The following is a 12995-nucleotide window of genomic DNA, read 5'->3' as shown; positions in this document are numbered from 1 at the left end:
GGACGGCCCGCCGGGCGCGCCCGAGGTGGCGCCGGGCATGCCGGAGGCGGCATCGGGATTGACGGGCGCGGCATGGGATCCGTGCCGCGGACGCGCCGGAGCCGGCGGCTCAGGCCACGACGGCCCCGTGCGCGGCGGCTCGGGCCAGGACGGCTCCGGTTGGGCGGGATGGGCGTCGTTCAGGGGAACCTCCGGCCATGACGTCGGCACCGGGGCCGCGGCTTCGGCCTCCGCCCCGTCGGGCCGCGCGTCCCGGCGGGGCGCCTCCGGCCAGGATGCCGGCACGTGAGGTCCGGAATTCTCCGTCGCCATTACTGCCGGCCCTCCCGAGGATCTGTCCGGATTGCCCGTTATATCCGGATTCGACGTATCAGGCATGATCTCATGGGATTTTCCAGGAGATACAGGTGGTCCCGCAGCGAAACGAGGGAAGCCATGCGGATCGGTCGGCGGATCCTGCAGGGGCAGGTCGGCCTCCGGTCGATGGGGCTCAGCTGGGTGTACCACGGCGCCAAGGCTATTCTCGGGGGACGAATGAGGTCACAACGGATACATCACCATCAGGTCTCACCGGACCTGAAGAGTCCATTGTGCCCGCGGGCCTGCTCGGAGTATCAGCGTTCAGCGGAAGACGTGCGCTAGGCTTGACACATGCGTTCGGCGACCCTGCTTCTTAGCGGGCCGCGACGGCCCTGAGATCTCGCCGTCGCGGCTCGACCCCTCGTTGTCCACGGGGGGTTTTCTTGTGACTCCAGGACGGCGGCGGCGCACCCTCAGGCGGAGGCGCCGCCCGTTTCGAACAAATGAACAGTCGTCGGGGAAGCGATGCCCCCGCCGGGTAAACTCGGCGTTGCTCGCCCGAACCGATGGGCCCGAGTCAAGCCAGAAGGACAGTAGCCGTGAGTGAGTACGACCCGCAGGCGCTGCAGGCCAAGTGGCAGCAGCGATGGGAGGAGCAGGAGCCCTACCGGGCGAGCGAGGACGACGCCGACCCCCGCGAGCGGCGCTACATGCTCGACATGTTCCCCTACCCGTCGGGCGACCTCCACATGGGCCACGGCGAGGTGTTCGCCATCGGCGACGTCGTCGCCCGCTACTGGATGCAGCGGGGCTACAACGTCCTGCACCCGATCGGCTGGGACTCCTTCGGCCTGCCCGCGGAGAACGCCGCGATCAAGCGCAACGCCCACCCCGCGGAGTGGACGTACGCCAACATCGAGACCCAGGCCCATTCGTTCCGGCGCTACGGCATCGCCTTCGACTGGTCGCGCCGCCTGCACACCAGCGACCCCGACTACTACCACTGGAACCAGTGGCTGTTCATCCGCTTCTTCGAGCGTGGCCTGGCCTACCGCAAGGGCGGCCTGGTCAACTGGTGCCCCAACGACCAGACCGTGCTGGCCAACGAGCAGGTCGTGGCCGGCAAGTGCGAGCGCTGCGGCGCCGACGTCGTCCGCCGCGAGCTGACGCAGTGGTACTTCAAGATCACTGACTACGCCCAGCGCCTGCTGGACGACATGGAACAGCTCAACGGCTGGCCCGAGCGGCTGCTGACCATGCAGCGCAACTGGATCGGCCGCTCCGAGGGCGCCGACGTGCTGTTCGAGATCGAGGGCCGCGACGAGCCGGTCACCGTCTACACCACGCGCCCCGACACCCTGTACGGCGCCACGTTCTTCGTCGTGGCCGCCGACGCGGCGCTGGCCGAGGAGATCGTCACCGACGAGCAGCGGCCCGCGTTCGAGGCCTACCGCGCCGAGGTCGCCCGGCTGAGCGACATCGAGCGCCTGTCCACCGACAAGGAGAAGACCGGCGTCTTCCTGGGCCGCTACGCGATCAACCCGGTCAACGGCGAGCGCATCCCGGTCTGGGCGGCCGACTACGTGCTGTCCGACTACGGCCACGGCGCCATCATGGCCGTGCCCGCCCACGACCAGCGCGACCTCGACTTCGCCCGCAAGTTCGAGCTGCCGGTGCGGGTGGTCGTGCACACCGGCCTGGCCGACCCCGGCGAGACCGGCGAGGCCACTCCCGGCGAGGGCATGCTGGTCAACTCCGGCGCCCTCGACGGCCTGAGCAAGGCCGAGGCGATCCGTATGATCATCGAGCACCTGGAGCGCGAGGGCAGGGGCCGCGGCACGGTCAACTACCGGCTGCGCGACTGGCTGCTGTCGCGCCAGCGCTACTGGGGCACGCCGATCCCGATCATCCACTGCCCCGACTGCGGCGAGGTGCCCGTCCCCGACGAGCAGCTGCCCGTCACGCTGCCCGACCTGCGCGGCGAGGCGCTGGCGCCGAAGGGCGTCTCCCCGCTGGCCAGCGCCACCGAGTGGGTCAACGTCCAGTGCCCCAAGTGCTCCGGGCCGGCCAAGCGCGACACCGACACGATGGACACCTTCGTCGACTCGTCGTGGTACTTCCTGCGCTACTGCTCGCCGGGCTACACCGACGGCCCGTTCGACCCCGCGCAGGTGCGCAAGTGGGGCCCGGTCGACCAGTACGTCGGCGGCATCGAGCACGCCGTGCTGCACCTGCTGTACTCCCGGTTCTTCACCAAGGTGCTGCACGACATGGGCATGCTCGACTTCACCGAGCCGTTCGTGCGCATGCTCAACCAGGGCCAGGTCATCAACGGCGGCAAGGCGATGTCCAAGTCCCTGGGCAACGGCGTCGACCTGGGCCAGCAGATCGACGCGTACGGCGTCGACGCCGTCCGCCTGACCATGGTCTTCGCCGGGCCGCCCGAGGACGACATCGACTGGGCCGACGTCTCCCCGGCCGCCTCGCAGAAGTTCCTGGCCCGGGCGCTGCGGGTGATGTCCGAGGTGACCAGCGAGCCGGGCGTGCCGTTCGAGAGCGGCGACGCCAAGCTGCGCAAGGTCACCCACCACACGATCGACGAGGTCACCAAGCTGGTCGACTCCTACCGCTTCAACGTGGCGGTGGCGCGGATGATGGAGCTGACCTCGGCCGCGCGCAAGGCCATCGACTCGGGCCCCGGCCCGGCCGACCCGGCGGTGCGCGAGGCCGCCGAGACGCTGGCGATCATGCTGTCGCTGGTGGCCCCGTACACCGCCGAGGAGGGCTGGGAGCGGCTGGGCCGCACCGGGTCCGTCTCGTTCGCCGGCTGGCCGGTGGCCGACCCCGCGCTGCTGGTGCAGGAGTCGGTCATCTGCGTGGTGCAGGTGGCAGGGAAGGTGCGCGACCGCCTGGAGGTGCCGCCCGGCATCTCCGAGGACGAACTGCGCGAGCTGGCGCTGTCGTCGGAGAAGGTCGCCCCCTACCTGCAGGGCATGCCGCGCAAGGTGATCGTCCGGGCGCCCAAGCTGGTCAACATCGTCCCCTAGCTAGAGGTTGCGTAGGGCCGGCAGCAGGTCCTTCTCCGCCCAGTCGAAGAAGGACTGCTGCTGCTCGTGCCCGATCTGCACGAGCGCCACGTGGGTGTAGCCGGCGTCGGCGAACTTCTTGACGGCCTGTACGACGGCGTCCACGTCGGCGCCGCACGGCACGCTCTGCGCCACGTCGTCGGGGCGTACGGTGCCGGTGGCGGCGGCGAAGTTCACCGGGCCGGGCAGCTCGGCCATGACCTTCCAGCCGCCCGCGCTCGCCCAGCGCCACAGCCGGTGCGCGCGTTCCTTGGCGGCCTCGGCGTCGGTGTCGTAGGAGAGGGCGAGCTGGCCGTAGATCGGCTTGCCCTCGCCGCCGGCGGCGTTGAACTGCCGCACGACCTCCGGCATCGGCTCGTTGACCACCAGCAGGTCGCCGTACTCCGCGGCGAGCTCCGCCGACTGGCCGCCCGAGGCGGCGATGCCGATGGGCACCTGCCTCTCGGGCAGGTCGTAGAGCTTGGCGGAGTCGACGTCGTAGAACTCGCCCTGGTGGGTGACGTACTCGCCGCTGAACAGCTTCCTGATGATCTGGACGGCCTCGGCGAACATCCGGTGGCGGGTGTCCACGGGCGGCCAGCCCTCGCCGATGACGTGCTCGTTGAGGTTCTCGCCCGCGCCGAGGCCCAGCGTGAACCGGCCGTCGCTGAGCACGCCCATGGTGGCCGCCTTCTGCGCCACCACGGCCGGGTGGTAGCGCATGATGGGGCAGGTCACGTACGTCATGAGCGGCAGCCGCTCGGTGACCTGGGCCGCGGCGCCGAGCACCGACCAGCAGTAGGGCGAATGGCCCATCTCCTCGAGCCACGGGAAATAGTGGTCGGAGATGACGGCGTAGTCGAAGCCGATACGTTCGGCCGCGGCGGTGTAGTCCACCAGCTCGCGGGCGGGGGTCTGCTCGGACATCAAGGTGTAGCCGATTTGTACCATGTGCCCCGGCTACCCTGGTTTGTCACGATTAGTGTCCAGGGCGCGGAGATCAATCGCGGCGGCAGGCCCGCCATTCCTCGATGACCAGTCCCAGGCCGATGGCCAGCAGCCAGACGTCCTTGGCGATGGCGAGGCCCTGCTCCGACGGGCGCACACTGTGCGGCCGTCGCAGCGCGGGAAGGCGGAGGTAGAGGCCGACCAGGCCCCCCGCGAAGCCCGTCAGCGCGGCCCCGGCCACCAGTGACGGCACGGCCGGGGTGAGCAGGGCGGCGCCCAGGGCCATCTCGGTCTTCGACAACATGCGGGTGAAGGCGACCGGGTCCACGCCCCGCAGGAACGGATAGGCGCTCACCGCCGTGCCGTGCGTGGACTTGGCGGCCTCCTCGTCGGCGCCCGCCTTGGTGAAGCCGGAGTTCAGGATGAAGGCGCCGGCGGCCAGGCGGGGCGGCAGCTGGTGCATCCGAGCGAAGATCCTCATATCCCCTCACAGATTGCGATCGTTCTTCCTCTTCCCTGATATTTCGCGACATGTCCGGCTTGGCGGTTCCTGGGGCGATGCCCGTACGCTGCGAGGGGAATGCGGGGGTAAATCGTGAGCCGCCCTTGGCCTGGCGCATTAGTGTCTAGCTGTGACAAATGGCGCATACCTGAGATACCCGCACCTGCACGATGACCTGGTCACCTTCGTCGCCGACGACGACGTCTGGCTGGCACCGATCACCGGTGGCAGGGCCTGGCGGTTCACCGCCGACCGCGTGCCGGTGTCGAACCCGAGATTCTCCCCCGACGGCAGCCGGATCGCGTGGGCCGGGACCCGCGAGGGCGTTCCCGAGGTGTTCGCCGCCGAGATCGACGGCCCTGAGGGCGACCGGCTGACGCATTGGGGCAGCGCCACGACGGGCGCGTTCGGCTGGACGGCCGACGGCGACGTGCTCGCGATCAGCTCGGCCGGGGAGAGCTCGCGCACCAGGCGCTGGGCGTACGCGGTGCCGCTCGACGGGGGACCGGCGACGCGGCTGCCGTACGGATGGGTGAGCGACGTGGCCGTCAGCGGCGTCAGGGTCGCCACCGTCTCCTCGCTGTGGCGCGAGCCGTCGCAGTGGAAGCGCTACCGGGGCGGCACCGCGGGCAAGATCTGGGTGGACGCCGAGGGCAACGGCGAGTTCACCAGGCTGTTCGCCGACAGCACGGCGCAGTACTGGTCGGTGAGCTGGGCCGGCGACCGCATCGTGTTCCTGTCGGACGCCGACGGCACCGGCAACGTCTACTCCGCCCTGCCCGACGGCTCCGACCTGCGCAAGCACACCGCACACGAGCAGTTCTACGCCCGCCACGCGACCAGCGACGGCGAGCGGGTGATCTACAGCCACGCCGGCGACCTGTGGCTGCTGGAGAGCCTGGACGCCGAGCCGCGCCGGCTGGAGATCAGCCTCGGCGGGCCGCGTCCGGGACGGGCCAGGCGGCCGGCGCCCCTGCGGGCCGGCGACTTCTCCCCGGACGCCACCGGGCGGGCCAGCGCGGTGGAGATCCGCGGCACCGCCCACTGGGTCACCCACCGCGACGGGCCCGCGGGCGTGCTCCGCGCCGAGCCCGGCGTCCGCGTACGGCTGCCGCGCGTCCTCGACGCCTCAGGCCGCGCCGTGTGGGTCTCCGACGCCTCCGGCGAGGACGGCCTGGAGGTCGGCACCCCCGGCGGCGAGATCCGCACGCTCGCCACCGGGCAGCTCGGGCGGGTGCTGGAGCTGACCGCCGCGCCCGACGCCAAGCACGTGGCCGTCGCCTCGCACGACGGGCGGCTGCTGGTCGTCGGCCTGGAGAGCGGCGACGTCCGCGAGCTCGACCGCACGAGCGAAGGCGACGTGAGCGGGCTGACGTTCTCGCCCGACTCCGCGTGGCTGGCCTGGACGCACCCGCACGACGAGTCGCTGTCGCAGATCCGGATGGGCCGGGTCGACGGCACCTCCGTGATCGACGTGACGCCGGTGCGGTTCGCCGACTCCGACCCGGTGTTCACCCGTGACGGCAAGCACCTGGCGTTCCTGTCGGTGCGGACGTTCGACCCGGTCTACGACGTCCACGTCTTCGACATGTCGTTCCCGAACGGCTGCAAGCCGTACATCGTGCCGCTGCAGGCCACGACGCCCTCGCCGTTCGACCCCTCCCTGCGGGGGCGCGGGTTCAACGGCGAGGACGACAAGCCCGCCAAGGACGCCCCGAAGGACGACGACGCTCCGCCGCGCACCGAGGTCGACACCGAGGGGCTGGCCTCGCGCGTGGTGCCGGTGCCGGTGCCCGCAGGGCGCTACGCCAACCTGCGTACCGCCAAGGACGCGCTGCTGTGGCTGAAGCACCCGCTCACCGGGCAGCTCGGCGACGGCACCGAGCAGAACGCCGAGATCGTGCTCGAACGGTACGACCTCAAGAAGCGCGCCAAGGCCGAGCTGGGCAAGGAGGTGCGGGCGTTCGAGGTCAGCGGCGACGGCACCCGGCTCGTCCTCAACGGCAAGAACGGCCTGCAGACCCGCGCCGCGACCGAGGGCGACGAGGTGGTCACCGTCGACCTCGACCGGATCTCCGTCCAGATCGACCCCGTGGCCGAGTGGCGGCAGGGCTTCCGCGAGGCGGGCCGGCTCATGCGCGACCACTTCTGGCGCGAGGACATGAACGGCGTCGACTGGCAGGGCGTGCTGGACCGCTACGAACCACTGGTCGAGCGCATCGGCTCCCACTCCGAGCTGATCGACCTGCTCTGGGAGACGCAGGGCGAGCTCGGCACCTCACACGCCTACGCCATCGGCAACGGCGCCGGCGTCGACCCCCGGCGGCGCCAGGGCCTGCTCGGCGCCGACCTGGCCAGGGACGAGGACGGGGTGTGGCGGGTCACGCGCGTCCTGCCCGGCGAGACGTCCGACCACGCCGCCCGCTCGCCGCTGCTCGCGCCCGGCGTCGCGATCCGTCCCGGCGACGCCATCCTCGCCGTGGGCGGCCGCCCGGTCGATCCGGTACGCGGCCCGCTCGCCCTGCTGGCCGGCACCGCCGACCGGCCCGTCGAGCTGACCGTGCGGCCCGCCTCCGGCGGAGACGTGCGCCGGGTCGTGGTCAGCCCGATCGCCGACGAGACGCCGCTGCGCTACCACGATTGGGTGGACAGCCGCCGCGCCTACGTCCGAGAGGCTTCGGGCGGCCGGCTCGGCTACCTGCACATGCCGGACATGGTGGCCTCCGGGTGGGCGCAGTTCCACCGCGACCTGCGTACCGAGATGGCCTTCGACGGGCTGATCATGGACGTGCGCGAGAACGGCGGCGGGCACCTGTCCGAGCTGGTGCTGGAGAAGCTGTCGCGCAAGGTCGTCGGCTGGGACCTGGCCCGCGGCAAGAAGCCGAAGCGCTACCCGACCGACTCGCCCCGCGGGCCGGTGGTCGCGGTCACCGACGAGTTCGCCGGTTCCGACGGCGACATCGTGAGCGCGGGCATCAAGAACCGCGAGATCGGTTCGCTGGTCGGCACCCGCACGTGGGGCGGCGTGATCGGGATCGACTCGCGCTACTCGCTCGTGGACGGCACCCGCGTGACCCAGCCGCGGTACTCGTTCTGGCTGGCGGGACAGGGCTGGGCCGTGGAGAACCACGGCGTCGACCCCGACATCGAGGTCGTGATCACGCCCCAGGAGCGCGTCGCCGGGCGGGACCCGCAACTCGACAGGGCGATCGAGCTCGCGCTCGCCGCCCTGGAGGAGCACCCGCCCGCCACGCCGCCGGAGCTGCCGCCCCTGGCGTGAGTCACCAGGCGCGGGCCAGGCGGTCGAGGATCTCGGCGAGGATGGCCTCGGTGGTGGCGAAGTTCAGCCGGACGCAGTGCTCGCCGCCGGGGCCGAACGCCGCGCCGTCGTTGAGCCGGACGCGGGCCTCGCGCTCCAGCACCTCCGCCAGCCCCGGCCGCCCCACCTCCAGCCAGGCCAGGTACGTCGCCTCCGGGATCCGGTACCCGACTCCGGCCGGCAGGCGGGCGGCGATCATGTGCCGGTTGCGGTTGAGCAGCGCCACGGTGTCGGCCAGCCAGGCGTCCCCGTGGCGCCAGGCCGCCACCGTGGCCTCGACGCCGAAGACGTTCGCGGAGCCGTACAGGAAGGGGGGTTCCGCCTCCAGCGCCGCGCGGACGCCCGGGTGACCGAGGTGGGCGACCGAGCAGCGGATGCCGCCCAGGTTGAACGCCTTCGTCGCCGACGTGAGCGTGACCGTGCGCTCGGGGAGGATCGTGGCGAACGGGATGTGCCGGTGCGGCTCGTAGACCAGGTCGGCGTGGATCTCGTCGGAGATCACCAGCAGGTCGTGGCGTTCGGCGTGCTCGGCCAGCTCCTCCAGCTCGGCGCGGGTGAAGGCGCGGCCGGTCGGGTTGTGCGGGTTCACCAGCAGGAGCACCCGGCAGCCGGACAGGTCGGGCACCTCGAAGCGCCATGTGCCGCCGTCCGGGACCATCTGGATGGGGCGCAGGGGGCGCTTCATGAGGTCGAGCGTGCCGAGGAAGGGGTGGTAGGCCGGGGTGTGCAGGGCGACGCTGTCGCCCGGGGCCGTCCAGAGGTGGAGGAGCACCTGGAGGGCCTGGTTGATGTCGGTGAACGACCGCACGTGCTCGGGGCCGGCCGCCCAGCCGTACCGCGCGGTCATGCGCTCGGCGAACGCCTCGGCCAGCGGACCGGCGCCGGGCTTGTCCAGCCACGTCGGGTAGCCGAGGTCTCCGCCGGCCCGCCGCCGCAGAGCCTCGACGACGTCGGGCGCGGTCGGCAGGTCCATGTCGGCCACCCAGGCGGGGATGACGCCCGGCTCGACCGCCGCCCACTTGAGGCCGTCGTGCGTGGACTTGAGGTCTACGGGGGGATATGCGTGGTTCACCCGACCATTCTAGAATCGGCGATTGTGATGAGGCGGCGGCAGCGACTGTGGCAGGCTGTGCGGCCATGACGCCCCACCCGAAGGTCGACGCGATCGTCGACACGTACCTCTCCCTGGCCGACGCGGAGGCTCCCGGGCTGGTGGAGGCGCTCTACCTGGAGGGTTCCGCCGCCCTGGGCGACTACCGGCCGACGACGAGCGACGTCGACTTCGTGGCCGTGACGACCGAGCCGCCGCCGGTCGAGGTGATCGAACGCATCCACGCCAAGCTCGGTGTCCACCCGTTCGACGGCGTCTATCTCACCTGGGACGACCTCCGCCGCGATCCCGCCTCGCTCGGGCAGCGTCCGCAGGCGCACGCCGGGCGGCTCAACCGGCGCGGCGACCTCAACCCGGTCACCTGGCACACCCTGGCCCGTCACGGGGTCACCTGCCGCGGCCCCAAGCCCAAGGATCTCGACATCTGGAACGATCCCGAGGCCCTGGCCGCCTGGACGGACGCGAACCTCGACCACTACTGGCGCCGCCTCGTCGCCCGCGCCTCCCGCGTCGTCTCGCCGTGGGGGCTGGCCTGTTTCGGCGGGTACGCCACCGTGTGGCTGGTCACGGGCGTCTCCCGGCTGCACTATACGCTGGCGACCGGCGAGCTCACCTCCAAGACGGGCGCGGCCCTGCACGCCCTGCGGGCGTTCCCGTCGCGCTGGCACCGCGTGCTCAACGAAGCGCTGCGTCTGCGCGAAGAGGACACTGCCCTTCCGACCGCGTCGAGCCATCTGTCGGGCCTCGCCGACCACTTCGGCACCCCACGCCGATCCCTGTACGCCTCCCCCTTCGAGCGCCGCCAGGACGTCCTCGCCTTCGCCACCCACGCGATCACCGCCGCCCACACGCTCTACACGACCCGCTGACGACGCACCGCGTGACGTCGATCGGCCCCCTGCATGCGCTGCCAGACGGGTGGAGGCGTACGACTCCGCCAGGCGTACGGCCGGTCCGGGGCAGCGGTGGCATGTTCCGCGGCGCGGTCGGCTCGGTGGCCATGCCACAAGCGCAGGCCGATCACCATCGAGGTGAGCGCGACCGCGGCGCAGATCAGCACTGTGGCGGATCTGTCGGAGGCCCAGGCGATCACTGCGAGCAGCAGGACCGCGTGACCGGTGCACTCGGCTGCCGAGGGGTAGGCGATCAGCCCCCGCCGAGGAGAGGAGGGCCGGCCGCGCGGGCACGTAGGTCGTCGCGGCGAGCGGCGCCGATCCCAGCCGCGGCCACCTTGGACGCCGCGGGCCGAATCGGAATATGAGGAGCTCGGCCACCATGGTGGCGGTCAGCAACGCCCACAGGGCAATGCGGTGAATCGCGATCGACGTAGTGGTTTCCGCGTACTCGTCCCAGATCCGCGTCGTGATTCTTCCGGCGTAACGGATGTGGTGCCCAGAACGAGGCCGGTATGAAATGCCCGCCCGGCGGGCTGCCGGCGCAGTTCGCTGACGTGGTCGGGGGTGACGTCCAGGTCCTAGGGATCTCGGTCCTTCGCGGGTACCGGATCACCCGGTCGTGGGTGAGGGCGTGCTTCACGAGCTTTGAGGTCTTGGCGTCCTCGTCGGTCGTCGTTCGGGGTGGCTGACCTGGTCGACGTGGATCAGGGTCGGGCCGATCGTGTGCGGACGGGGACGTGCGTGACGGCCGAGTGAGTGCGAAGCGGGACCGGGCTTGACGAGGTGGCGGGCTGGGTTCGGGTGCGGCGTCCGACGATCGGGAGAGTGCGAATCGGGACCGGCTTGACGAGGCAGGGGGTGACTCGGGTGCGGCGTCCGACTTTGAGGTCTTGGCTTCCTCGTCGGTCGTCGTTCGGGGTGGCTGACCTGGTCGACGTGGATCAGGGTCGGGCCGATCGTGTGCGGACGGAGACGTGCGTGACGGCCGAGTGAGTGCGAAGCGGGACCGGGCTTGACGAGGTGGCGGGTGGCTTCGGGTGCGGCGTCCGACGATCGGGAGAGTGCGAATCGGGACCGGCTTGACGAGGCAAGGGGTGACTCGGGTGCGGCGTCCGACTTTGAGGTCTTGGCTTCCTCGTCGGTCGTCGTTCGGGGTGGCTGACCTGGTCGACGTGGATCAGGGTCAGGCCGATCGTGTGCGGACGGAGACGTGCGTGACGGCCGAGTGAGCGCGAAGCGGGACCGGCTTGACGAGGCGGCGGGTGACTCGGGTGGGGTGTCCGACGATCGGGAGAGTGCGCGAAGCGGGACCGAGCTTGACGAGGCAGCGGGCTGGCTTCGGGTGCGGCGTCCGACGATCGGGAGAGTGCGAATCGGGACCGGCATTCGATCTCCGGACCGGCTCCTTGGCCGGCTCAGGGCAGGCGGTCTGGGGTTCGCGTTCCAGCGGGCGAGTCGGGGTGCGCATCGAGACGTGAGAGCGAGTCGGCAGGAGGGCCGAACCGGAGATGCCTGGGGTGGCGGTGCGGCGGGTGGCCGAGCCGTGGGGTGAGAGGCGTCGCGTGCCGTGGTGGGACGGGCGCCCGGGGCCCTCTGGTGGGCGCCCGGGCCTTCGTCGCGACTAGAGGCGGCGCAGCACCGCCACGACCTTGCCCAGGACGCTGGCCTCGTCGCCCGGGATCGGCTCGTAGTTGGCGTTGTGGGGGACGAGCCAGACGTGCCCGTCCTTGCGCTTGAAGGTCTTGACCGTGGCCTCGCCGTCGATCATGGCGGCGACGATGTCACCGCTTTCGGCCACCGGCTGCTGGCGGACGACCACCCAGTCGCCGTCGGCGATGGCGGCCTCGATCATCGAGTCACCGGTGACCTGCAGGAGGAACAGCGTGCCCTCGCCGACGAGCTGCTTGGGCAGCGCGAAGACGTCTTCGACGCTCTCCTCGGCGAGGATCGGCCCACCGGCGGCGATGCGGCCCACGAGCGGGACGTAGGCGGCCGTCGGGCGGCTGACCGTGGGCTCCTCGGAGCCGGCGTCGGGGTCGACCCACATCACGGGCTCGCCGGGGAGGCGGACCTCCAGCGCGCGCGGCCGGTGGGGGTCGCGGCGCAGATAGCCCTTGCGCTGCAGCGCCGTGAGCTGGTGTGACACGCTGGACGTGCTGGTCAGCTGCACCGCCTCGCCGATCTCGCGCATGGACGGCGGATATCCGCGTTGTTGCACCGAGTCGCGGATCACTTCCAGGATCTTGCGCTGCCTGGGGGTGAGCCCCAGGGAGTCTCGTCGGCGCACCGCGAGGTCGCTGACCCCGCTTGTGTCATCCCGCTCGGTCATGCTGCTCCTCCTCGCCTGGCGGCCCGCCTCACCGGCGGACCTCCCGGTCCGTGGTCTCGATGTCGCACACAGCGACGTTATCGCTGTTGAAGATCATTCTCAAACAATTGTTCGAGTCTTCCTCGAAATCATCGCCGGTGTGGTGTACAACATCGTACGGGAGTTCGATCGACACCGTGTTCGATTTGCTGATCTTTATTTGGCCTTTTCCTCGGGTCGCACGGCAGGAGGTCATCCATGCGAACACCCTCAAATACCGATACGACCAGCGAAGACACCAATCAGCTCACCTTGCTCGCCGATGCCACCCGGAGCACTGATCGACGGGGAGACAATACGCGCGGGCGGGCCACGCTCCGCCGGAATTCAGGGAAGAGGTCGGGGTCCCGTTCGAGTGGTGAGGGAAGGGCTCATTTGCGCCTTGTCCCGCCGCCGCGTACGGGTGGTGACGACGACATGACGGTGGCGAGCCGGCGCTCCGGCCCGCGAGACGGCCCGCGAGAGCGGCCGGTCGGGGAGCGGCGG

7 protein-coding genes are annotated in these 12995 nt (G+C 71.0%); 3 read left to right on the top strand and 4 right to left on the bottom strand.

Annotated features, from left to right (window positions below; all coding sequences use genetic code 11):
* Positions 1-866: 866 nt before the first annotated feature.
* A complete protein-coding gene (gene leuS, locus ACIBP6_RS28605; protein WP_397056971.1) occupies positions 867-3347 on the top strand; it encodes a leucine--tRNA ligase in 2481 nt (826 codons plus the stop codon).
* Here leuS and ACIBP6_RS28600 read toward each other — a convergent pair whose 3' ends face one another.
* Both ACIBP6_RS28600 and ACIBP6_RS28595 read right to left on the bottom strand, forming a co-directional pair.
* Positions 3348-4316, bottom strand: a complete 969-nt coding sequence (locus tag ACIBP6_RS28600; RefSeq protein ID WP_397056970.1) for a TIGR03557 family F420-dependent LLM class oxidoreductase — start codon at positions 4314-4316, stop codon at positions 3348-3350.
* Positions 4317-4365: 49 nt separating this feature from the next.
* A complete protein-coding gene (locus ACIBP6_RS28595; protein WP_397056969.1) occupies positions 4366-4794 on the bottom strand; it encodes a hypothetical protein in 429 nt (142 codons plus the stop codon).
* A gap of 151 nt (positions 4795-4945) precedes the next feature.
* Between ACIBP6_RS28595 and ACIBP6_RS28590 the strand changes: the two genes are divergently transcribed.
* A complete protein-coding gene (locus ACIBP6_RS28590; protein ID WP_397056968.1) occupies positions 4946-8095 on the top strand; it encodes a S41 family peptidase in 3150 nt (1049 codons plus the stop codon).
* A gap of 1 nt (position 8096) precedes the next feature.
* On the opposite strand, the gene ACIBP6_RS28585 is transcribed toward ACIBP6_RS28590, so the two are convergent.
* Positions 8097-9206, bottom strand: a complete 1110-nt coding sequence (locus ACIBP6_RS28585) for a MalY/PatB family protein (protein WP_397056967.1) — start codon at positions 9204-9206, stop codon at positions 8097-8099.
* Positions 9207-9271: 65 nt separating this feature from the next.
* On the opposite strand from ACIBP6_RS28585, the gene ACIBP6_RS28580 reads away from it, so the two are divergent.
* Positions 9272-10114, top strand: a complete 843-nt coding sequence (locus ACIBP6_RS28580) for a nucleotidyltransferase domain-containing protein (protein ID WP_397056966.1) — start codon at positions 9272-9274, stop codon at positions 10112-10114.
* Between the two features lie 1648 nt (positions 10115-11762).
* Here the strand turns inward: ACIBP6_RS28580 and lexA are convergent.
* Complete coding sequence (lexA, locus tag ACIBP6_RS28575) at positions 11763-12470, bottom strand: transcriptional repressor LexA (RefSeq protein ID WP_132621905.1); 708 nt, start codon at positions 12468-12470, stop codon at positions 11763-11765.
* Between the last annotated feature and the right edge of the window lie 525 nt (positions 12471-12995).

The sequence above is a fragment of the Nonomuraea terrae genome, assembly GCF_044465245.1.
Taxonomy (GTDB): Bacteria; Actinomycetota; Actinomycetes; order Streptosporangiales; family Streptosporangiaceae; genus Nonomuraea; species Nonomuraea terrae.
This window is presented reverse-complemented; position numbering and strand designations above follow the sequence as displayed.